A 24,663-nucleotide genomic window follows, 5' to 3' on the forward strand; every position below is an offset into this window, starting at 1 on the left:
TTGATAAGGGGTTAGATTCTAATTTTTTGAGCGGCTTGTTTATTGCTCTTTTGCTCTTTTTCCCAAAGGATCTGATTAATAAGTTCTGCCAATTGGGAAATATTTCTCAGTTTGAAAATGGATGTGAAGTCGATATTTAAATGGAAAATCGTATTCACTTTAGTAAGCATACTTACTGCTTTTAGGCTATGTCCTCCCAAATCGAAAAAGTCGTCCTTAATTCCGATCTTTTCTTTATTGAGCACCGCTTCCCAAATTTCCACGAGGGTACGTTCTACCCTGTCCCTAGGTGCTTCATAAACGGCACTTACCGAAAGGGTTTCAGCAGACATGCTTAACAGCAATTTGTGATCTAATTTTCCATTGGGGGTTAAGGGTAATTTTTCTAGTTGAATGTATTGTGCAGGGATCATGTATTGCGGTAGAAAGGAAGCCAAATAGTCTCGTAAACTACTCGCATTCTCTTCAATATTGGCCACCAAAAACGCAATCAATTCACTCGGCTGTCCTTCTGTTTCTTTTACGCGTACGGCTACATCGGTTACGCCTTCCTTTTTTCGGAGCAATGTTTCAATTTCTCCTAATTCGATTCGGTATCCGTTCACCTTTACCTGATCGTCTTTCCTTCCCACAAAGTCGATGGTACCGTCGGGTAACCACCGTGCTAAATCGCCACTTTTGTACAAACGCTGGGTAGGATCGAACGGATTCGCAATAAAACGATCCCGAGTAAGGTCTTCTTTGTTGAGATACCCTCTTGCTACTCCTTCTCCAGAAATACATACTTCCCCTACCACCCATTTGGGCTGTAACTTCAGATCATCCGTAAGAATATAGACCTGCTCATTCAGTAAAGGCTTCCCAATCGTTAGATTGGTCGGTCCCAGTACTTGAGTGGCCGTACTCCAAATGGTTGTTTCCGTAGGCCCGTATGCATTGATAATCGTAATTCCCTTAAAATCGTCCAAATGTTTCAACAAGGATTTTGGGAATGATTCGCCTCCTAATATCATTAATTTGAGATGCGGTAGGTCATTCGTTAAGAATATGTCCAACAACTGATTGAATCTAGAAGGGGTGATCTGTAATACCTCTACTTGGTCCTTTATTAACCTTTCAACATATAGCTGTGGAGATAGTAATTCTTTAGCGTTAAATAAGACAAGTTCTTTCCCAGAACAAAGGCTTCCGAATATTTCAAAAAATGAAATATCGAACACCACATTAATAGTAGCCGCTATGGTATCGTAATCGTTCAGATTAAGGATCCCATCCCTATTCTGAATTAAAGAAACCGCATTGCCGTGTTCTATCATTACTCCCTTGGGTTTCCCTGTAGATCCGGAAGTGTATATGATATACGCCAAATTATGGGGCGCGATAGCCACATCGGGCGCGGTATCTTCCCAGGTATCTTTTGCAAATGCCTCTAGGAGTTCAGCATTGATGGTTAGTTTGCAGTTACTGTCATTGATAATATAAGACAGTCTGTCCGCTGGAAAATTAGGATCCAAAGGAACATAACCAGCTCCCAGTTTCAAAATAGCCAATATGGATATAATGAGCATTTCATTTCTTTCTAACAGTACACCAATCTTATCCTCTACATCAACATCGTACTGTGCGCTTAAAAAGTTTGCAAGTCTGTTGGATGCTACATCCAATTCACCGTACGTAAATGGGCGGTCGTTAAACCGTAAAGCCACATGATCCTTTTGGGTATAGACCTGTTCTTTAAACAAGTCGATAAGCGTTCTATCGGTGTTATGTTTGAATGTGGTCGCATTAAAATCGTAAACCAATTCCCGTTGCTCTTCTTCAGAAAGCAATTCAATTTGAGATAATGGAAGTTCGGGTGCTGCTACCCCATTAATGATCATTCTTTCAAAATGGGAAACAAGCTGTTTTACATAGGCTTCGCTATAGATATCGGTATTGTAATCCAATACCAGTTTTAATCCTTTGTCTTCTTCCACAAAAGAGAAGTTCATATCGAATTGACTCGTTTCCTTCTTTTTCTCGTAGGGTTGAATGGAAATTCCATCCATTTCATGTCCTTGGGAAGACAGTAGGTTTTTTTGATTCTGAAAAACCACCATTACATCAAACAAAGCAGATCTAGAAACGTCTCTTTTTACCTCGATAAGATCGACCAAATTGTCGAAGGGAAAGGATTGATATTTATAGGCATCTATAAGTGTTTCCTTTTGTTCCGTAAGTAACCCTTTGAAGCCAGCATCTGCATTGAAGGTTGTTCTAATGGCCAAGGTATTGAGGTATAAACCAATTTGATGTTCCAAGTCGGGATGTTCCCTCCCAGCTACTGCGGTACCCAATACAATGTCCGAAGCATTGCTATATCTGTAAAACAAACCATTTATTCCCGCCATAATGCCCATAAATAAGCTCGCTTCCTGCTCTTGGGTAAATTGGGAAAGGTTTGTATAGAAGACATCGGAAAAGCGGTATTCCATCGAATCACCGTTATACGTCTTTACCTTGGGACGCTTCTTAGTCGAAGGAATGCTTAAAACAGGGATTTCTCCACTGAATTTTTGTTGCCAATACGTTTTTGCCGTTTGTAATCTTTGTTCCTGTGCATCGCCTTCCATCCATTCTGCATAATCCTTATACTGGATGGGCAATTCTTGCCATTGCGGAGTTTGTTCTTTTTGCAACGCATTGTAGCATTGCACGATTTCCTTGGAAAGCACCTCCATGGACCAACCATCGCCTACTATGTGGTGTAGGTTGAATAAGAGGATATGTTTGTTTTCATCGCATTTTAGCACGCCCACCTTGAGCAGTGGAGCTGTAGCTAGATCGAAGGGTTTCGATCGATGTTCCGAAATAATCGCATCTAATTTTTCCGGTGATACATTACTAACATCTTGATAATTGATGGAAAAATCGAGTGCATCTTCAGAAACAATATATTGTCTTAGGGTTCCACTTTCATCCTGACGGAAATAGGTTCGCAAACTCTCATGACGTTCAATGAGCATCTTAAAAGCTTCGGAAAATATGGAAAGGGTAAAAGGCCCGGTAAATTCCATACAATTGGAAATATTATAGGCGGCATTTCCTCCTTCGAATTGACTCAAAGCCCACAATCTTTTTTGAGAAGAAGTTACGACGTAACTCTCTTGCTCCTCAACCTTAGGAATCCTGGCATTAGCAGCGATTAATTGCATTAAATACGCCTTGTTTGCCTTAATTTCTTCCAGTAGTTCTTGGGTTAAGGTCCCTTTAGGTGCATTTACCTTTAGATTGCCTTCCACCACTTTGAGCTGAACACCCAATGCGGATAACTTATGTATCAATTCGTTTTTCATAAAATACGTCTGGATAAGTGAATCTCTGAATTAATTGGGTAGCTTAAATCACTACCTCATCATGATCTCCATTCAACACCACATTCTCTTGAGTTTGGGAAACAGAAAACTGTAGTAATTGGCCCAAATCCCGAATGTTTTGTGTGTCGTATAAATTTTCAATGGATAGTACCGTATTGAAGGCTCTGTTCAACTTGTTGATAAGGACCACGGCTTGGAGGCTATTTCCTCCCAACTCGAAAAAGTTATCTTTTACTCCTACCTCATTTTGCTCGGCATTGAGCACCTCTGCCCAAATAGCAACCAGCCTTTCTTCCATCTCATTTTCGGGTGCTACGAAAGGCACTTTCATAATTTCCGAAAGCTTCGGTATAGGCAATTCTTTTCTGTCTATCTTCCCTGTTCTTGTTAATGGGAACGCTTCTACGGGTACAAAAATGGTTGGTATCATATGCTTAGGTAATATATTCTTCAATTCTTGTTTCAGGGTGTCGACATTACAACTACCCTGGGTCTTTATGTAGGCAATTAGGTGTTGGTTGTCGCTTACTTCTTTCAGTAATACGATAGCCTCTTCTATGACTTCTAATTGTTCTAATTGAAATTCAATTTCCGCGAGTTCGATCCGTATTCCATTCCACTTCACTTGCGTATCCTTACGCTTCACAAATTCGATCTCTCCAGAAGGAAGCATCCGACCAATATCGCCCGATCTGTAAACCCTTCCGTTTCCTTCAACGGGATCTTCTCCAAAAACGCGATTCGTTAATTCTTCCCGATTCAGATACCCTAAGGACAAATAATCACTTTTGAATACGATTTCCCCTTCTTCATACATTCGTGCTTTGGTATTCGCGTCAGTGAGCAGAAAAACTTCGGTATTCATAACGGGCATTCCTAAAGGCACTGCATGACGTGTAATTTCAGAATCATGGGACAAGAACTTCTGGGAGACAATAGTTGACTCTGTTGGACCATAATCGTTAATAAACAACGCTCCTCTTTTAAAGTGTTTTTTGAACAAATCGAAATCGGATTTGTAACAGGCCTCCCCACCCATGTCGACAATTCTAACGGTATCGAGCACTTCGTTCTCGCTCAATCCTTTCAGAAAGTGTCGGTAGATGGTTGGAACCATATGTATGATGGTGATTCCTTCTTGGCGTAACCATCCATTCAGCATATTCAATCCTTCTTCGGCTACGTTGTAAAGGCTTACGGTAGCACCATTTAAGATGGCTCCATAAATATCCTTCACCGAAGCATCGAAGGTAAAGGTGGAAAAGACACTTAGGTTATCTTCTGGGTTAATATGGGTATTGTTCGTGTACACCTTGATGTAATGCAATACGTTACGATGGTTCTGACGAACACCCTTAGGTAATCCTGTAGAACCCGAAGTATACAACACATACGCTTCCTGTTGTGGATCTATTTCCCTGTTTAGATTGGGAATGCTATCCGCTTGCGGTTCATTCGTTAGTTCAATTATTTTCAATTCCGCATTTTCTTCAAGCAATGCGTTCACTTTTGCCACTGTTTTCGGAGTGCAGACCACAATATCACAGGAAGCATCTTCCACGATATATTGAATCCTGCCTATCGGATTGCCATGATCTATTGGCACATAGGCACAACCTGCTTTTAAGGCTGCCAACATACCTATAACACATGAGGCATCATGTTCCAAGACAAGGGCAACACGTTTTGTGTCGCTCCCTTGATGCTCCACAATCTGGGAGGCAAGGGCATTGGCCCTATTATTCAATTCTTTATAGTTAAGCGTGTTAGATCCCGCAGCAACAGCAATATGTTCGGGGAACTTTTCTACTTGAGCTTCGAACCGACTAACCAGGGTCGTTTCTGTTTCTATCGTTTCAAAAACGGAGAAGGTATTCGTCGGTTTCGGATCTTCTGTTTGTGGTACAAAAGACTCGAATATTTCAATATCTGATAAGGCTCGAGAATCGTCTTCGACCACTTGAGAAATGATAGAAGTATACGCTTCCATCCATTGAGCAATGGTTTCCTGTTTGAATAAGGCTGGATCGTAAACACAGTTCATGGAAATGCCATTGTCATAACTTTTCAGATAGCATTCGAAATCGAACTTAGGAGCGGCATCCAAGGATCCACTCTGCACCTCAAAATCCTCAATTTTAGTTTCATTATTGGAATGGAAGTCTAACAAATTCAGAAATACCGAACTCAAAGGAAAACGTCCTTGATCCTTACTCTCATCAAGATCCGATAATAATTGTTCGAACGGATAATTCTGATTGATCAATGCCCCTTTTAAGGTATCATTAATTTGAGCTAAGAAAGTGGAAAAAGTAGTGGTTACTTTTACCTGATCCCTTAGCATGAGGGTATTTAGGAAACACCCTACCATATTCTTTAACTGATAATGGTTTCTATTCGCTGCCGGAATCCCTAAGATGACATCTTTGATTCCGGTAAGTCTGTTCAGTAAAATCTTCAGTCCCGCTACGAAAATGGCAAAAACACTCACTTTGTGGTCTGTAGATAACTGAAATATCTTTTCCTTAAGCCCTTCATCCAAATACATGGTATAATAGGAGGAAGACGATTGATTGTCCTTGGCTTTATTGGCGTAATCCAACGGCAATTGTAGGTACGGATAGTCGCCTTGAAATTGCTCTATCCAATACGAACGTTGATTCAACAACTTTCCAGATTGGATCAAATCGTTCTGCCACGCCGCATAGTCTTTAAAGTGCACCTCAACATCGGGTAAGCTTAACTCCTTCCCTCTCTTTTTGGCTTCGTACAACTCCAAGAGTTCTTTTTGAATGATCCCGATAGAGAATCCATCGCTTATACTGTGATGAATATTGAAAAACAGCTCACACCCCGCTTCATTCTTAAACAATGCTATTTTATAAAGAGGAAAGGCTTCCAAATCAAATTCATAATTAAAAACCTGATTTTGGACGTGGATCATGTCCCCGTCTTCTACGAGTGGAGTTTTTATTAGTTGATTTGGAAGAACCTTCTGTTTTGGGATACCGTTGTCCTCTACGAACACGGTTCTCAAAACCTCGTGCCTCTCTATAAGTTTGTTGAATGCATATTGAAATGCAGTAATATCTAAATCGTCCGGTAAGTCTAAAGTGCTGTAAATATTGAATTCTTTGGACTTCCCTTGTATTTTATGAAGGAGCCAATACCGAAGCTGCGATGGCGAAACATCGTATAATTCCTGTTCGGGTAAGGCTTCTATCTCTTCTAAGGTCGAAGGATTGGCAGATGCTATTAGCGTTCCATGATGCTTTAAGGTCGTATTGGCGTAGACTTCGTTTAAGTCTAAGTCTACATGGAACTCCCTTAGGTATTCATTGATTAAACGAATAAGCAATAAACTATGTCCGCCCAATTCGAAAAAGTCATCGAAAATACCAATGGTTTCTTTCTCTAATACTTCCTTCCAGATGCCAACCAATTTCTCTTCAATTTCATTGGTCGGCGCCGTATACGCACTGCGAACCTGATCGTCTTCGGTTACTGGTTTTAATTGTGTCTTATCCACTTTTCCATTGACGGTAAGTGGCACGGCATCTATAGCTACAAAGTAATCCGGCACCATATAAACGGGTAAATGAGACTTTAAATAATGACGCAACGCCTTCTTATCAACTACTCCCGAAGCTACATAGTAGGCAGCAATTTTAGTTTCGTTTTCAGCGGTAATAGCAGTAGCCACCACTTGATGTATTTCAGACTTGTATCCCAGTAAAGCATATTCTATCTCCCCCAGTTCAATTCTATGACCTCTTACCTTAATCTGATCGTCTTTTCTGTGACTGAATTCCAGATTCCCATCGGGCAGCCATCGCACTAAGTCTCCCGTTTTATAGAGTCTTTCCCCTGCTGAAAATGGATTTTCTACAAATGCGGCGGCGGTTAATTCTGGTTGATTTAGATATCCCCTAGCCAAGCTGCTTCCGGAAATACATAATTCGCCAATGACCCCTACAGGCTGTGGTTTCATAAGATCGGATAACACGTAAACCTTAGTGTTGTCGATGGGTTTCCCAATCGGTATATTTTCGAATGTATCCTGGGAACAATCGAAGAACGTAGTCACCACAGTATTCTCCGTAGGACCGTAGTTATTATAGATCTGTAAATCTGTTTCTTTAGTATAAGTAAGGGCTTCTCCTCCTGTTAAAATCTTCGTTGGTAAAGAAGCGACACCTCTTTCTACAAATTCCTGACACAATTTGGAGGGAATATAGGCATGAGTAATATCATTATCCCTTAAAAATGAAACCAGTTTATCGGCATCCAATCGAATTTCATTATTTCGAATGGGGAATAGACTAGCTCCGGCTACCAGATAAGGGAATAGTTCCCATACCGAAGCGTCGAAGGAGATCCCAGCAAATAGGGTTCCGCGACTTTCTTCGGTTACATCGTATTCCCGAATATGCCAGTGGCATAAATTGACCAAATTTCGGTGCTCTACCATAACTCCCTTGGGCATTCCCGTAGAACCTGAGGTATAAATAACATAGGCTAGCTGGGAACCTGTAATTTCTATCTTTGGACGTCTATGTGGTAGATTATCCCTTCTGGAAAAGGTATCTAAAAAGGTATCATTTATGACCAATTTGGTCCGGGTATCGTCAATGATATAAGCTACCCTGCTTTCTGGATATGATGTATCTATAGGTACATACGCGGCTCCTGTTTTAAGGACAGCCAAGATGGCCATAACAAGCCAATCACTACGCTCCAACTGGATGGCGATAATATCTTCAGGATTAATTTCCTGCCTTTGTAGGATATAATGTGCCAAACGATTGGATTGTTCTTCCAACGTACGATAGGAAATTGCAACCCCATCCTGCACCACAGCCGTGTTCTTTGAGCCTTCAGCTAAGCGCTGACTCAATAAATCCAGTACCGTAATTTCCTTGTTATAGGGTGCATAGGTGTCGTTACAGGCAATTTGTAAGTGTTCTTTTTCACTTTCAGTAACAAGATCTATAACTCCAAGAAGTATTTCTGCATCTTCAACTACTGCCGTGAACATATTTTCTAAATGTGCATTGATTCCTTGAATAAAGGCCTCCTCATACATATCGGTATTGTATTCTATATCTAGCAATAGAGTGTCCTGCTCTACGAAGGTGAAAGCCAAGTCAAATTGAGAAGTGGATCGTCCCAAATCGTAGGGAGTTATCTCGACATCCTCGATGGAAACCTCATCACCGAATTTCGCCAACTGCATATGATTTTGAAGGGCTACCATGACATCGAACAATGGATTTCGTGAAGTATCCCTTTCTAGGTCAAGGGTTTCTATAAGATGATCCAATGGATATCCTTGATGGGCGTAAGCACCCAACAAGGCTTGTTTTTCTCTTTGTAATACGGTTAGGAATGTCTCGTTTAGATGGATCTCACTTCGGATGGCCAATATATTGAGGAATAATCCCAATTGGTTTTCCAAATCGGGATGTTCCCTTCCCGCCAATGGCGTTCCAACGGTAATATCTGTCTGATTGCAATAGCGTGCCAATAGTACTTTTACACCCGTAAATAAGGTCATGAACAAAGAAACCTGGTGTACATTGGAAAACGCTCTAATCGCTTCATAAAGCTCAGCGGTAAAGGAAAAACGAATCTTATTACCATTATACGTCTTAACAGGCGGACGTGATTTGAATGAAGGAATCTCTAACGGTTCAACCGTACTACTGAAAATCTGCTGCCAATAGGCTTCATCCTTTTGCCATGTAGCATCATTATTTGTGTCATTCAACCAAGTCGCATAATCTTTGAATTGTATCGGCAAGGGTTGCCAAGCCAATTCATCTCCATTGTGCAAGTTTTGATACGCCAACAGTACTTCGGCCGTAAGATTTTCCATAGACCAACCATCACTTATGATATGATGAATGGTGATAAAGAAAATGTGTCGTTCATCCGAAATCTTTACGATGGCTGCATTAAACAAAGGCGCCTCCGTTAATCTGAAAGCTGAGCCTTGTTGTTCGGCTACAAATTCATGAAAACGTTGGTCAGAACCTTCGTAAGAAGATAGATCTACGCTTTCTATTTGGAATGAAAATTCGGTTTCCGGTACAATACACTGAACCAAATCATCATCAGATGTTTTCTTGAAATAGGTTCGCAATACCTCATGTCTGGAAACGGTTCGTGCAAATGCGTCCTTTAGATATTGCTCTTTTATCTTTCCGCGCATTTCGATGGCGCCGGCTATCTGATACGCTTGGGCTCCCCCTTCCATTTGACTAAGCAACCAGAGTCTTTTCTGTGCGGCGGTCGTCGGATAATGAGGTCTGGATTCAACCTTTGGAATCGGAACATATTGTTCTGTTTGTTTCAACTTATCGGCAATCAGTTCAATAGTAGGAGCATCGAAGAAATCTTGATGCGTTACACCGCAATTCAATTCCTTATACATTCTATTGATCACCTGATTCACCATAAGGCTGTGCCCTCCCAATTCGAAAAAGTTATCGGTCACCCCAATGGTTTCTACTCCCAACACTTCTCGCCAAATCGCCACTAGGCCTTTCTCCATCTCATTTTTGGGAGCTACGTACGTAGTACGAATGGTGTTTTCATTGGATGGAACAGGCAAGGCTTTCTTATCGGTTTTCCCATTGGCATTAACGGGAATGGAGTTCATTTCCACAAAATGACTGGGAATCATATAGGCGGGTAGTTGCTTTGACAAATATCCTCTCAATGCGGAAGTGTCTATCGCATAATCCGACACAAAATATCCTACCAAAGTACTTTCGTTGGCCACTTCCTTAACAGCAACAACGGCCTGTTGAATTTCATCAGAATACTCGGCCATTTTGCACTCGATCTCCTCGAGTTCGATACGATATCCCCTTAGTTTTACTTGATGGTCCTTTCGGCCCATGAATATAAGTGTTCCATTCTCCGACCAATAGGCAATATCACCCGTGTCATAGAGTTTGGTATCGGCTTTATAGGGATTGTCCAAGAATTTCTCTTGGGTCAGTTCAGGCTTATACAAGTACCCTTGTGTAATACCGTCTCCAGAAAGGAATAGTTTCCCAGGAACACCCACAGGTAGTAATTGGAGGTTGTCGTCCAAAATATATGCCTGTGTGTTAGATATAGGCTTCCCAATTGGAATATTGGTATAGTCAGGTTGTAACAACTGATAGCAAGTACTATAGGTCGTATCCTCTGATGGACCGTATAGATTGCGAACGGCTATTCTGTATAAAGGAAGTTTGTTTGCCAAATCTACAGGGAACACTTCCCCAGCAAGGTTAATTACCTTTACATTGGCTAATACTTCCATTCCGGATTCGGTTACTCTTCTTAAGACAGAAGGAACCGTATTCAGCAAAATGTCTTTATCCTTGGAGAGGTAGTTTTCTATATCGAAAGAGCTCTCTAACATTCGAATGGTCCTTCCTACGGATAAGGTGAAGAACATTTCGAATACTGATAGATCAAAACAATGCGATGTGGCGGCATATACGATGCTAAATCTTGAAAGATCAAATTCTTTCTTCCCCCAATGTACCAATGCTGTAGCATTGGCTTGAGTAATCATAACACCCTTAGGAGCTCCCGTCGTTCCTGAGGTATAGATGATATAAGCAAGATCATTCGGGTTTTGATCAACCTCCGATCGCTTATTACTATACTCAGCTTCCGCTTTATGGAATTGGAATAGCTCTTTTTCATCAATAACAAGGCGCGCCTTACTATCGTTTTCTATGTAGGATTGTCGTTCTTCCGGATAATTAATATCGATAGGCACATAGGCGGCTCCTGTTTTTAGGATGGCCAATAAGGCTATCAATAATTGCTCATCCCGCTTTAATTTTACCGCTACGAGATCGCCTGAGGTTATTTTATGGTTAGATTGTAAGTAATGAGCCAATCGATTCGAAGCTTCATCTAGCTCTTTATAGGTAAATGAATTGTCATCGAAAATTAAGGCAGTACTATTAGGTGTTCTGTCCACCTGCTTTTGAAACAGGCTTACTAGGGTATCATTCTTTGGAAACCGCTTTCTTTCGGGATTAAACCCTAGGATCTTTTCCGTCTCTCTCTTTGATACGATAGCCAGTTGAGCAACGGGTTCCTCTAAGTATTGTTCTAGGTTTTTAATCCAATCGATAAAATTGGAAAGAAAGTGATTGGCAATGCGATCGTTGGTGAATTCCTTCGCATAATCTACTGAAAACTGAAATCCATTCTCTTCGGTCTTTTTAATGACCAAGGCAAAAGGATTTCCTGTGGTATAAGATATATCCGAATCTCCATAATATAGGACAAAAGGAGCGTAACCATCGATAGTCGTATCATCCAATAAACCCATCAAAATATCAGGATCGTAGTTCGCATGCTTAAAGGCTTGTTGTACCTCAACTTTCGTTGTACCTATATATTCTTTCAAGGAAAGCTGTTGGATATTGCCCAATTGATACACCAGCGGATTCCCCGAAGCACTTTCCGAATATACATTGGCAGGATTATCGAAATAACGTTGTACAAGCCCAGCGAATAGCGCTAAGAAAACGGTTCTCTCTGCAATTTCCTGTCCACCCGTAAGCTTGGTGAAATAGGCAATATCGTTAGGCGAAGCGGAAAGAGCTTTAGCCACCGATCGCTCCGTCCAGTCAAGTCGGACCGATCCAAGTGGCTTAAGCTTTTCCAACCAATAATCTACTGTGATTTTATTTTGAATGGCGTCCATGCTGTCTTTAGCTTTACGCGATGGCTTTTACTGATTCGTCTAGGTAATGTGCGGGTAAAGTCGCTACAATATTCTGCTGCAAGGAGTTTAAACGAACCACAATTTTATTCTGGTTGTTTACTTTAAGAACCTCGCATTCCAAGTCTGCTAGTGGACCATAGTAAATGGTCTTAATCTCTCCTACTTTAGGTAAGGCTACCTTTGTCTCTATATCTTCAAGATCCCTAGCGCCTACCATGAATTTTACTTTATTAATTTCTTCTTCCCGTACGGTGGCGTAATCCGATCCTATCTTTATATAGGCACAAGTTCCATTTACAGAAAGTACTTTATAGAAGTCCATGGATGACCGGATGTTTACAAAAACATAGGACGGAAACAATGGCTTTTCTATGACCTTTTTACGGTCGCTCCATTTACGTACTGTTTTAACCATAGGTAGAAACGACTCAATGGACATTTCCTCTATGGCCTCATGTACTTTTCGCTCAAAACGAGATCTGACATATACAACATGCCAACCGATTGTGGATTTAGGTTTCATAGACGAAGATTTTATTTTTTGTTAGGTTTTGGACATAGCTTCGCTACCTCGAGTCACATTTACTGTTCTGTGAAAAAGAGAATTATCGTTGAATAAAATTATCTGAACTACTTATCAATAAAGAAGTGGGATACGTAGAGAAAGTATGGATTCTCCTTACTCTTTTATTAGAGCATCCCAGGGGTTTTGATTTTCAACTTATTGTGTCTGTCTGGACATAAAAAAGTATTTCATAATTCAAATAACTGAGTAATCATCCGCTTAGCAGGCAAATAAGCCCTATCAACATGGATTATTACTACACAATAAAAGTAGTGCGACACCCTAATTTTAGCAATTTGGGAATCGTAGAAAAAGTAAGGGAAAACCTTATAATTTACGTGAAGAAAGTGCGGAACGGTTTATATAAAACCTTTTTCTTTCGCTATGAGAATCAAGTCTTTATCGCTTGATTTGGAAACATCGAACACCTCTTTTAAGTGCCGTTTCCGCTTCTCAATTCCAGCAATGGAAAGGGGTAAGATATCGGGAAGGTCCTTCATCTTGGTTCCTATAGAAAGCTCATATAATAAGCGCCTATCTATTTTATCTAACAGGAAGTCGTTGGAAACTTCATTTCGCAACAATCGAAGTACAGATTTGCTATAATAGGGAGGATCGAAAAGTACATTCTTAATTGCGGTAACGATTTCCTCTGGGGTGATATCGTTTTTAATAAGGAATCCATCGGGATTCACGCTTTTCAGAATGCTGTGTATACGGTAATTGTCATTAAAGGTGGTCGAAATGATCACCTTTGTATCCGGCATTAGTTTATTGGCGATAATCCCCAAATCTTCTCCCGATAGGATCTTATTGTCTTTAGAAGGTGGTAATCTGAGATCTAGGAAGATTAAATCCAAGTGACTGTTCTCGGAAGCATCTTTTATTTTTTCATATCCGTCGTCGCAATTGTCTGCTGTATCTATATAAAAGTTGATTTCTTCAGATTCATCGCTTACAAATTGTAATGCACTTTTATACGCCCCAGTAATCAACGGATGGTCGTCGATTAGCAATACCTTATAATTCCTTCTCATGATCTTATTTTTTTTCTTTTTGGGGGATAACAACCTTTATGGTGGTTCCTTTGTCAAGCTCGGAGGTAATGGAAAGCTCACCTTTCAGTTTTATGGTTCTGGATTTCATGTTTTTAAGACCTATCCCCGTTTTCCTCTTATCCACACGGAATCCTGTACCATTATCGGAGATTTTTAGAACCAAGCACTCTTTACCCTCAAGGAACTCTACTACTACCCTAGTTGCATTTGCATACTTAATCGTGTTCTGTAGTGATTCCTGGATGATTCGGTATAAATGTGCTTTTATAGTTTCGTCTAATTCTCCCCAAGACGCTGCAGCTTCTTTTTCTAGTTTATATTCAAATTTACCAGTTTCGCTGGAATCTATTAAAAGCTTTGTCACCAAATTAAAGAATCCAGTGCTAGAAGCATAATTGTCATGATTCTTCAATTCGTGTGAAATGTCCCTAATTTCCTTTTCAATGATCTGTAATTCATCCAAAAGGTTTTTGTATTTCTCACTTCCCTTAACATCCAAACCTGGATTTAAAAAACCAAGGCCTACCCGGGTACCAAACAGTTTACCCAGGACCCCATCGTGTAGTTCTTCAGAAATTCTATTCCGTTCCTGGACCTTCCCTTCTTGAAGTTTGGCCTGTTGCTTCAGCGATAACAGATATATTTTCTCATTGGCCTTCCGCTGTTCACTTTCAAAAAGGATTTCCTTTCCCTTAGCATACTGTCTGGTTGCAAAGTACAACAGTGATAAAATGAGCACCAATGAAATTCCCACGACCAATATCAATATCTTTTGTTGGGATAGGCGTTCGGTTTGCTCTATATAGGTGTCGGTTTCAAAATCGATACGGGTGAACTTATCCCGTATACGTCTCTCCAGCGTCTGAAGACTGTCATTCATTTGTATGAACTCTTCTAGATATTCGTTGGAATTGTTCCTATCCAATTCAGAAAGCAATCGAAGCGAGGCAAGATAATCGCTATTGTTATTAATTTCTTTCGCCAATTCGCTAGCTTCCATACCCAATGCAATGGCTCTACTGGTATCCCCGATATGACCAAAATACTGTGCTAGATGAAGTTTATTGATTACAATCCCTGCATAATTGGATACACTATCCCTAATATGAAGCGCTTCACTAAACTCATTATATATATTGGTAGTGTCCTTGTTCAATAGTTTGCTATGTGCGCGATTGTCAATCAATCGAACATACAAATCGATGTTGGCCTGTTTCAGGTTTTTACGGGCAAGGGCTCGATTAAAGTATTCTATCGCTTCTTCATATTTCTCTTCCTCGTGATAAATAAGACCTATATTATTAAGAGTACCCTCGTAAAAGGTTTTCTTATCATCTAGATCGGATAGATAGTAGAGTGCCTGTTCGTTATAAAAATGAGCTTTGGAGTATTCCCCGAGTCCTTTATATAAGGTAGCCAAATGATTGTAGGCCGTATACAGGGATTTATTCCTTTTTAAACGCTTAAATTTTGTAATGGCCTGAAAGGTGAGCACCTCGCTTCCCGTATAATCCTTTAATCGACCTTTAATGAAGGCCATATTGTACAGCATTTTACCAGCGTAGTATTCGTTGCGGATAAGACTGTAATAGTTATGGGCTGTCTGATAATTGGAGTAAGCACTATCGTACACATCGCGCTGGGCATAGAAGGCACCATAGTTCCAATAAGTGTCTGCGATTCCCAAGGTGTCCTTAATTTTTGAAGTGAGTTCGAAAGCCTCGTTATTTGTTTTTCTGAAAAACAGGGAATCGTTCAATTTATAAGCCTGAAAGGCAATGGCTCTAAGGTTGATGGTTTGGAGGGTGTCGTTGTCAAGTTCTTCTGTTAATCGGTACGCTTGTCGAAGTGCGATTTGGCGTTGGTCTATGGAATGGTTATTGTCCCTGGACCTATTCATCCAGAAGGAAAAAGAATTGACGCCTTCATCGACTGGAATGTCGGATGCGTCCTGCTTATCCTTGCAACTAGACAAAAAGGTTACACCTATAAACAGAACGACTAAAAAGAAGATAGGTTTGTTAAGATTCTTCAAGAATAGCGTTTAACTATAAAGGTATAAAAAAAGCCTTTGATACGTATCAAAGGCTTTTTAAATAATTGAATGGTTCAATTAGTTTCCTCCATTGTCTCCGTCTTTATCGTCATCGGTCCCAGAGTTGTCCCCGTCTCCTGTTCCGTATACTTCGGTATCGGCGTTAGAGGTTTCATCATGTAATTGTTCTGGAGTACAAGAGAAAATAAAAGTGGCGATTAATGCAAAGAAGAATATGTTTTTGAAAGTTTTCATAATTAAAAAATTTATGGGTTAGGTATATTGTTTATCATGCCGAATCACGCATGAATTCGTTGACTTTCTTAAGAAAATGGGTGGCATCTTTTTTAATCTTTTAATGCCGGAGAAGCTTCTAATTCTGATGCTAATGTACAGTGAGATATCCGCGCTACCATGCTAAAAACCAAGGGTCTAGTGAAGTAGGTAGTTCTGCGAGTGAAACCCCCGAATTTGAAAGGAAAATCGATTTTTGGGTATTCTGAGGTATCCTTGATTTATCGTTAAAATCAATATAACTGATTGACTATAAGCTATTTAAATAGTAAATTAATATAACACTGATCTAAGTGAAGACGAGAAATTATGGGTGAAATACCCATTTTTGAGGGTGTAATGGAAAAATATGGGTATATATCCCGGATTTTCATTGGGATTATTCTTAGGTCAAAAAATAAAAGAATATGGATTCAGATGGTTTGAACCATCGATCAAAAAGAACTAAAAGAAGAATGAATTAGTTAAGGGATAGTACCGAAGATTTGTAGAGGGTATTGTTAATTTGCTCTACATTATCTATAAAGGTTTTTGTGAAGGGAATACGGAAGTTATTTTCACTAATGGTGCATAGGGATTTCCCATATTGAATTCGGGAAACATAGTTACTATTAATAATGTAACTCTTATGAATACGAAGGAAATTTTTGGGTAGGATATCTTCGAAAGTACGAAGTGTCTTAAACGCTCCAATAACAGAACCGTCTTTCATATAGAAATCGGTAGTATTGTTATCCGCCTTTAAGAAAAGGATATCTTCCGTGTTCAAGTATTGATAGTCCTTATAGGATTTTAGACAAATGGTCTGGGCTCTCTCCACCGTAGCACGTTTTTCCAATTTCATAATGCTCTTACGAACATCCAATTCCTCAAGGGGTTTTAGGAGGTAATCGACAAAACCATGCTTGATCACATCGTAAGCGTGCTCCTTTCCTTTGGAAATGGCAATAAATACAGGAGGGTTATCACTGTATCTCGCTACTTCATCTGCAAGTTCGAAAGGACGTTCTACAACGCCATCTACGTTTAAGAAAACAACACTTGGATTTTGTTTAAGTATTGTGTTGATTGCTTCTTTGCGATTGGAGGTACTTCCAATTAGGGAAGCAGAGTCCGAAAAGTCCATTAGAATATTCTCAATACATTGTATTGATTTCTGACATTTTTCTATGATAAAGCAATTTTTCAACCCGTGCTATATGGATTCTTCAATAAAATTACTTTAGAATTACACGAACGAAGTATGGATAAATTATACTATTACTAAGGATTTCACATTAGTGTAGTCTTGAAACTTGAATTAAGGTGGTAAAAGCATAAAATAACTACTGATATTCATCAAATTGGCTAATTTTCAGGTTTTTGAAAGGTTAAACAAAATATCGGTCTCTAAAATTCAAATGTTACCTTCCGACTCAAAATCAAGAGGTCATCAATATAACTGATAATGAAAATATTACACTGGAATTACTTGTATTATGGATAAGGATGTTCGCTGAAATTTGTTAGAATTACTATAATAGGCCGTAATAGTCTCATTGAGCGAAGACCGTGGGGCGAAAAGTTAAACAAAATGGAAGTGATTTTAGGTATTGAATAATCACATCTTAAATACTATCGTCAAATTAACCCAAGCACCCTTCTCGATCCAAACTCTGACATTTTATCGCTTCCGAAATATAATACCATTAACCTCAATTGTCCTGTGTTGTTTTTTTATCCCGTGTCTTGGTTAGGACTTCATCAGCTTCAACAATAATTATTCCCATAAATAGGTAATTCTTGGATTTATGGTGTTTTAAGTTTAAATGAGATATTGGGTTATGAATGTTAGAGAAATTAGTGTCTGATATTTATAGCAATATGGGAACTATGCTTTCATACCAATGAAGATCAAACTGCTGAAAAAATTATCGCTAAACTATAGATTGATTATCAGTCAGTTAATTGGAATAATATCTTTGATATAATTATTGAAAAGTAAAGATTGATTATACAAACAATACTTATCAACAATACTCTATCAGGGCCATTCTCAAATATAACATTACTTAAAATGATTGAAAATATAGGTAAAGCGGAAAAAAATACTGTGTTTATTGTAACATATAGCCAGCGGTTTTTTATTTGATAGTCCAATCCAAAAAACAAGGCGTGTTTATCTTGAACGCTCAAAGTAGTTTCCATAGACTCTTCTAGTTTATGTGATAAGAACTTAAGGTTCATCACCATAAAATAGAAGTATAATAATACCCCAAGGTTTATGAGACCACCAAATAGTACAATTTGATTTAATGAAACATTGAAGTTTATTATTGGGATTTTTATATTTTCTCCTTGATCTATTTCTTTCAATTGATTCATTATATAGTTATAATCACTTCTAAAGGATTTTAAATTTTTAAACTCACAATTTTCTATAACATTCTTTAAAGAACTCAACACAGAATCCGTAACTTTTTCACTATAACGAAAATTGTTTAAAAGCATAGTTGTTTCAAATGAAGTAAATGCAGAATCCAAATTGTGAAACGAGTGCTGATAGACCTCTTTTAATATATCTTTTTTAATAGTTCCTGGGTCTATAGTATCCAATTTTAAATACATTCCTGTCATTGGAATAGCGAGATTTATCCCTTCTATCAAACTATCTTCAACTACACGATTGTTGAAAGTATAAATATTTATAAGTTGTAAAAGTTTTTCTCTACTCAATTCATCAAAAGTGGCATTGGTTTTTTGGGAAGCAATGATACTATGCAAATCATTAGAATAATGCCCTAATTCACGTCCTGCGTAAGTTATATAATCGATGCTTCTTGATATCTTTGGGTTGTTTTTCGCACCATCATCCAATTTACTATTAAGTAACATTAAGTCTATTCCCATAAAAACACACATTTGACTATATGGTCTCGCAACATTCAAAGTGTAATCTTCTATGTATAGGAAAGAATTATCGTATAACGTTTGAAAGTCACTCCAAGGATTCTGCTCAATCGTATATAGGTTACTTAATTCGCTTTCATACTTTATTTTTTTATTGTACTGTTTCAAAAAAATAAACCCAAGAGTAATAATAAAAACTAATAGTATTGCGCCTACAGTTACAATTCTATTTCGTAAATTTTTTATTCTATCGGTATAAACACTTGTCGCTAAATCTCCCATATTTAGGCAATACTAAAGTCAAAATAAAACATCAAAGACCCAACTAGAATTATAACCATAACAATAAAACCAACCAGTCTCCAATTAATGACTGGTGATGTTGGTACCACCGAAGTGATATCTTCTTTAATTATAATTTTGAGGATATCTTCATTATTTTCTTGAGACAAATTAATCTCATCTTTGGCAATATTAAAGGCAGATTCAAAACTTTGACCGGAACTTAATGAGTCGTAAAATGAACTAGAAAAGTCCATTGCCTTACTATTACCAATAGCAGTTTTCATACCTATCACACAGTGAATATTGTTTGAAAAATTTTCAATATCATTTAAACTGTAGCAAGCGGATAATATGACGCATTTAAGGTGTTTGTTGTAATTCTCTAAAAAATCACCCAATTGATTTGTATAAACAATATCTGAGTGCCCGGAACTGTCTTCAAAAAGCAAAGTTTGATCATCATTGCCATGTCCAGATATATGTAAAACATTAGGTTTATGCCTATTTAGATACCTTCTCATGGCCATCTTTGTTGAAGCGTTTCTTACCCTAAGTTTATATTTATTTTTAATTGGTTGTGCATCTAAAACATCCTTTATGATATTTATTTCCTCCTGTAGTCGAAGTTGACGGGTATCCTTTGGATTTATTCCTATAAACAAGATTCTCATACTGTTTAGAGCATTAGATTCTTTATACTTAACGAAATATCCTCATCTGCATTGGGAACTACCTGACTGTTTCTATAATTTACCTCTTCCAATATCAACCTTACTATTCGATTATCTTCATAAACATCATTTGCTTTAGGAAAAGTAAACAACGTTAACGATTCAATAACTGAAACATCTGTTTGGTAGGTATCTGCATCCTTATAGTCCAAAAAGAAATCATCTTCACCATAAGAACTTCTCATAATTTCACCACTAGGCTCTACAATGTTATATGTCTGTAGTAGATTAGACTGATTAGTAATATAAGCTACTCTAGACAACTCACTTGAAGCATTTAAATAGTAAACAACTTTCCAAAAAATTCTAGGGATTTTAACCGATTCTCCGTTAATTTTTGTAACAAAAACAGGATCATTGTGATTCAGTACTGGTCCAGTAAAAACGCTTAACTTTAATCGATGTTTAACTCCTTCCGAATGCAAAATATAATTTTCAATACGTCGCCATATACTTCTATTTAATCGAGCATGTTGAGGCACGGCATTTGTATAAAAAAAAGTAGAATCTGCAGATTTTTTAGCTTCGGACTTATTCATTCCCCATTGCACATCCTCCCTTTTGGTCATATGCCCTCTATCAAAATCACTCTTCACAGCGTCATATAAATCATCTCCAAATTGATGATTTTGTGGAATCCTATCGTCTTTTTCCCACCTATCAGATCGCTCTAATTTTTCAATAAAATTAGCCCCATCTATATTGGTCGCAGTGTAATAGGGAAATCTTCTGAAAGGATTTTGAAAGACGGAATAGTTTATATAGTCCAAATAGTAGTCATTTAATTCAAGCCCGTTCTCGGAATATTCCATAATCTGTCTTTGAGAAAGTCTTGGTAACTCTATAAAGCATCCATCTATAAAATTTTTATTAAATGCCATGTTTCAAACAAATAGTAATTATAATTACATAGATCATGAGAAATAGCCGCAGCCTCAATTTATCTTAATACACAAATAAATTTTTTTGTTGAACAGCTAAAGCAAAACGGGGAGAGTCATAAATATAAGGCAATTGTAGTTCTTGAACAAAATGGCTGGTGAGTTTTTTATCATCCATTTGGATATGGTATATTAATAATAGCCAAGAGAAATTGAAATTCAACAAAAACTGTTTTATTTATTGTAGGCTGTCGAATTCAGGCCGCTTACGCATGTCTAGTTTTTTGACTAAAGATACTTTTTTACAATAACGATCACTTTCAATCCTCCCTATGGTAGTCTTATTCAGTCCAACAACTAAAGCAATATTCGCTAGCTTCAAGCCATTTTTTATTCTATGAGTATAGTATTTTAACCACCCCTAGCGCTCGTCTCTAGTCCAGCGCCTTCACCCCAACCACCCTTCCCTATCAAGGCTTCTGTACTGTATCGCTTCCGAAATATGATGTCCTTGAATGGAAGCTGAATCCTCCAAATCGGCAATGGTTCGGGCTACTTTCAAAATACGGTCGTAAGCCCTTGCAGAAAGTTGTAATCGTTCCATGGCACTCTTCAATAATCCCAAAGAAGCTTCATCCAGTCGGCAAAACTTACGGATTTGCTTTACCCCCATCTGAGCATTGTAATGAATATGCTCCATTTCCTGAAAGCGCTCCGATTGAAGGAGCCTTGCCCTGGTAACCCGCTCCCGAATCACCACACTCGACTCCCCTTTTCGATCTTCACTCAACTTTTCGAAAGGAACGGGAGTCACTTCAATATGGATATCGATACGATCTAATAAAGGTCCCGATATCTTACTTAAATACCGTTGCATCTCGGCAGGTGATGACGTTACCGGAGCATTCGGATCGTTAAAATAACCTCCCGGACTGGGATTCATACTGGCAACCAACATAAAGCTGGCGGGATAGGTGACGGTGAACCGAGCCCTGGAAATGGTCACATCCCGATCTTCCAACGGCTGTCGCATCACTTCCAAAACACTTCGTTTAAACTCTGGCAGTTCATCCAAAAACAACACGCCATTATGCGCCAATGAAATCTCTCCAGGTTGGGGATATTGCCCTCCACCCACCAAAGCCACATCCGAAATGGTATGATGTGGAGAACGAAAAGGTCGGGAGGTCATTATTCCTCCTTTCTCCAACGTTCTTCCTGCAACACTGTGGATTTTCGTCGTTTCCAATGCTTCAATCAATGTCAATGGAGGAAGGATGGAAGGTAATCGCTTCGCCAACATCGTCTTCCCCGAACCTGGCGGACCGATCAAAATAATATTGTGTCCTCCCGCAGCAGCGATCTCCATACACCGCTTAATACTCTCCTGCCCTTTTACATCGGCAAAATCGAATTCAGGATGCTCCAAATGTTCATAGAACTCGGCCTTCATATCGATTTGGGTAGGTTCTAATGTTTGTGATTCATCAAAAAAGGCAATCACTTCACTAATGGAACTTACTCCAAAAACATCCAATCCATCCACAATGGCGGCTTCCTTGGCATTCTGTTCGGGAAGAATAAAGCCCTTGAATCCTTCTTCTTTGGCTTTAATGGCAATGGGCAAAGCTCCTTTAATGGGTTGAAGGGAACCATCCAAGGACAATTCGCCCATAATGATAAAATCTTCCAACGAATGTCCTTCCTTAATCTGTCCTGTGGATACCAGAATACCCATGGCCAAGGTCAGGTCATAGGCAGATCCTTCCTTACGGAGATCGGCAGGAGCCATGTTTAACGTTATTTTCTTTCCGGGGATTTTGTAGCCATTGTTCTGTAGTGCAGCTGCAATCCGGTAATTGCTTTCTTTAATGGCATTGTCGGGCAATCCGACCAAATGGTAACCGACTCCTATGTCGGTATTAACTTCTACGGTTATGGTTTGGGCTTCGACTCCAAACACAGCACTCCCATACACTTTGGTAAGCATAGATCATAATTCTTCAATTAAGGGAGTAGAACGAAGTTAGAAATTTCGGGGAAAAGTCTGTAGTGAATGATGGAATTATTTCACAGAAATAAACTTTTTTAACGAAACAGGAACGCCATTTCCGGTAAAGCCCTCCAACGATACCTCATAAGTGCCTGTATTATCCGATGTATAGAACTCCCAAACACCATTGGATTCATTAACTTCCGCATTGGGTTCCCATAACAACTGACTTCTAAAATCGGGCATTCTATTTCCGCCGTAGTCCATATACGATTGAGAGAAGTATGATTTCTTAGGCTGTGTAGTAAACAAACCGATCTTAGCCACATAGTCCTCCGTAAGGGATTCGTAAAAGTCGCCTGTGAGTGTCTCTATGATAATCACTCCTTGAAAAACCTCAGCTCCCAAGAAATACTTGTCTCTCACAATACTCACGGTCTTTATTTTTCTAGCGGGATAGTCCAATAACTTCTGTTGATCCTGCACCACAATCCCATCCACAATAATTAAAGGCGGGAAATCCGATACCAAGGTATTTTCATAGGCACGGACAGAGAAAACGGTTTCTCCTCCCACATTCTTGGTCCAGGCATCGTCTATAAACTCTAAAAAAGTCTCCTTTACCGTGTTGAATCGCTTATAATCATCCAAATTATACGCCCTTCCCCGCTTTCCGTAAAAAGGTGGGCTTGCTAAGGGAAGTTTAATGGTGTCGGGTTTTAATTCGTAGTATCCATTCTCTATCTGATTGTACACACTACGCTTCAAAATAATATCCTCTAAATCCTTCGTAATGGTAAATCCCTTGAATTCAAGATCATCATAGGCCAAAGGAGCGTGCTTAGATACTACAATCTCATAATCGGATGCCGTATCCCCTAGTACCTGAAAGGTGGCATTCTCATCATTAAATTCATCCTGCAATACGAAGTAGAAAATCCCTTCGGGATTGGTGTTGGCGATTTTGGTAACAAAATCCTGTCCAGGAATGGACAAAGCAACCTTCGCATTACCAGCAGGACTGCCATTCGCTTTGGAAGTAATCGTACCCCAAACCACTTCTCCCCGTAATTCTGGAAGAAACATGGACGAACCTATCGATAGGCTTTTTGTGGTCTGCTTATCTATATAATTTTGACTGCTCTTTTCTGAAAACGGAACCACGGCATCCAATTTCCGAACGGAAAGGGAGTAGCTCCCCGCCTTCACATCATAATCGCCCGTACTTACCTGAAGACGAACCTTCTCGCGTTTATCGTAGGATAATTTGTCCGTCTTTAGTTGAATGGCCCCATTATTTGGGTTTATCGGCGTTATATTGTTATCGTAAGGAGCAATGGCTGCAGCCGAATTTTCCGAAGAAGTCAATATGTTTCCTTGAGAGCTCCGATATGGATTGATAATGGCTATATCACTTTCAAAAAAGGCCCCTTCCCCAGCATTACGCATCCATTGGGTATACGCAATCAATTTATAGCTTCCAGACGAAACACCTACAGGTAAAAAGAAATCTCCCTGCGCCATTCCATTGTTCAAACGGACTTTATGGCGAAACACCGTAGTCTTGTCCTCACCGACCAACTCTACATAAGCGACCTTGCTTAACGAACTCATTTCTTTGGTAGCTCGGTTTTTGCAATAGACCTTGTAATACAGGTACTCGCCAGCAAGGAGCAAATCGGTATTATGATGCACGAAGATCTCCTCTTGGGGAATTGTCTTATATCCCTGTAATATTTCTTGGGTGGCAATCACCGTTTGCCCAAAGGTGTTTTGAAAACACCACACACTTAAACTAAGAACCAATAGTCGTTTTATCATTGCCAT

Annotated in this window: 11 protein-coding genes and 1 pseudogene; all 12 read right to left on the reverse strand. The window is 39.1% G+C overall.

The features are described 5' to 3' along the window. Positions 1-89: 89 nt before the first annotated feature. A pseudogene (locus POV27_RS11795) lies at positions 90-3,335 on the reverse strand (non-ribosomal peptide synthetase); the annotation flags it as partial. A 43-nt stretch (positions 3,336-3,378) separates the two neighbouring features. Further along, positions 3,379-12,084 (reverse strand): non-ribosomal peptide synthetase, encoded by an 8,706-nt coding sequence (locus POV27_RS11800; protein ID WP_272862977.1) that lies wholly within the window; start codon positions 12,082-12,084, stop codon positions 3,379-3,381. A 13-nt stretch (positions 12,085-12,097) separates the two neighbouring features. Beyond that, entirely contained in the window at positions 12,098-12,628 is a 531-nt protein-coding gene (locus tag POV27_RS11805) for a UpxY family transcription antiterminator (RefSeq protein WP_272862978.1), read from the reverse strand. Positions 12,629-13,029: 401 nt separating this feature from the next. Further along, positions 13,030-13,707: a response regulator gene (locus POV27_RS11810; protein ID WP_272862979.1), complete on the reverse strand. Its 678-nt coding sequence runs from the start codon at positions 13,705-13,707 to the stop codon at positions 13,030-13,032. Positions 13,708-13,711: 4 nt separating this feature from the next. After that, positions 13,712-15,763 carry a tetratricopeptide repeat-containing sensor histidine kinase gene (locus POV27_RS11815; protein WP_272862980.1) on the reverse strand — a complete coding sequence of 684 codons (2,052 nt, stop codon included), beginning with the start codon at positions 15,761-15,763 and terminating at the stop codon, positions 13,712-13,714. A 78-nt stretch (positions 15,764-15,841) separates the two neighbouring features. Then, positions 15,842-16,018: a hypothetical protein gene (locus POV27_RS11820; RefSeq protein WP_272862981.1), complete on the reverse strand. Its 177-nt coding sequence runs from the start codon at positions 16,016-16,018 to the stop codon at positions 15,842-15,844. 499 nt (positions 16,019-16,517) lie between these two features. Further along, positions 16,518-17,183 (reverse strand): LytR/AlgR family response regulator transcription factor, encoded by a 666-nt coding sequence (locus tag POV27_RS11825; RefSeq protein ID WP_272862982.1) that lies wholly within the window; start codon positions 17,181-17,183, stop codon positions 16,518-16,520. 809 nt (positions 17,184-17,992) lie between these two features. After that, positions 17,993-19,228: a hypothetical protein gene (locus POV27_RS11830; protein WP_272862983.1), complete on the reverse strand. Its 1,236-nt coding sequence runs from the start codon at positions 19,226-19,228 to the stop codon at positions 17,993-17,995. Between the two features lie 2 nt (positions 19,229-19,230). Further along, entirely contained in the window at positions 19,231-19,902 is a 672-nt protein-coding gene (locus tag POV27_RS11835) for a CHAT domain-containing protein (protein ID WP_272862984.1), read from the reverse strand. Positions 19,903-19,907: 5 nt separating this feature from the next. Continuing rightward, positions 19,908-20,843, reverse strand: coding sequence for a DNA/RNA non-specific endonuclease (locus POV27_RS11840; RefSeq protein ID WP_272862985.1), 936 nt, complete (start codon positions 20,841-20,843; stop codon positions 19,908-19,910). Positions 20,844-21,291: 448 nt separating this feature from the next. Beyond that, positions 21,292-22,833: a YifB family Mg chelatase-like AAA ATPase gene (locus POV27_RS11845; RefSeq protein ID WP_272862986.1), complete on the reverse strand. Its 1,542-nt coding sequence runs from the start codon at positions 22,831-22,833 to the stop codon at positions 21,292-21,294. 75 nt (positions 22,834-22,908) lie between these two features. Then, positions 22,909-24,657 (reverse strand): hypothetical protein, encoded by a 1,749-nt coding sequence (locus POV27_RS11850; RefSeq protein WP_272862987.1) that lies wholly within the window; start codon positions 24,655-24,657, stop codon positions 22,909-22,911. Positions 24,658-24,663: the final 6 nt, after the last annotated feature.

The sequence above is a fragment of the Aureisphaera galaxeae genome (assembly GCF_028561275.1).
GTDB lineage: Bacteria > Bacteroidota > Bacteroidia > Flavobacteriales > Flavobacteriaceae > Aureisphaera > Aureisphaera galaxeae.

Excerpts from the sequence above, each read along its gene's own strand:
- POV27_RS11850 (WP_272862987.1), bottom strand. The coding sequence starts at position 24,657 with ATGATAAAACGACTATTGGTTCTTAGTTTAAGTGTGTGGTGTTTTCAA.
- POV27_RS11840 (WP_272862985.1), bottom strand. The coding sequence starts at position 20,843 with ATGGCATTTAATAAAAATTTTATAGATGGATGCTTTATAGAGTTACCA.
- POV27_RS11800 (WP_272862977.1), bottom strand. The coding sequence starts at position 12,084 with ATGGACGCCATTCAAAATAAAATCACAGTAGATTATTGGTTGGAAAAG.
- POV27_RS11820 (WP_272862981.1), bottom strand. The coding sequence starts at position 16,018 with ATGAAAACTTTCAAAAACATATTCTTCTTTGCATTAATCGCCACTTTT.
- POV27_RS11835 (WP_272862984.1), bottom strand. The coding sequence starts at position 19,902 with ATGAGAATCTTGTTTATAGGAATAAATCCAAAGGATACCCGTCAACTT.
- POV27_RS11830 (WP_272862983.1), bottom strand. The coding sequence starts at position 19,228 with ATGGGAGATTTAGCGACAAGTGTTTATACCGATAGAATAAAAAATTTA.
- POV27_RS11805 (WP_272862978.1), bottom strand. The coding sequence starts at position 12,628 with ATGAAACCTAAATCCACAATCGGTTGGCATGTTGTATATGTCAGATCT.
- POV27_RS11810 (WP_272862979.1), bottom strand. The coding sequence starts at position 13,707 with ATGAGAAGGAATTATAAGGTATTGCTAATCGACGACCATCCGTTGATT.
- POV27_RS11845 (WP_272862986.1), bottom strand. The coding sequence starts at position 22,833 with ATGCTTACCAAAGTGTATGGGAGTGCTGTGTTTGGAGTCGAAGCCCAA.
- POV27_RS11825 (WP_272862982.1), bottom strand. The coding sequence starts at position 17,183 with ATGGACTTTTCGGACTCTGCTTCCCTAATTGGAAGTACCTCCAATCGC.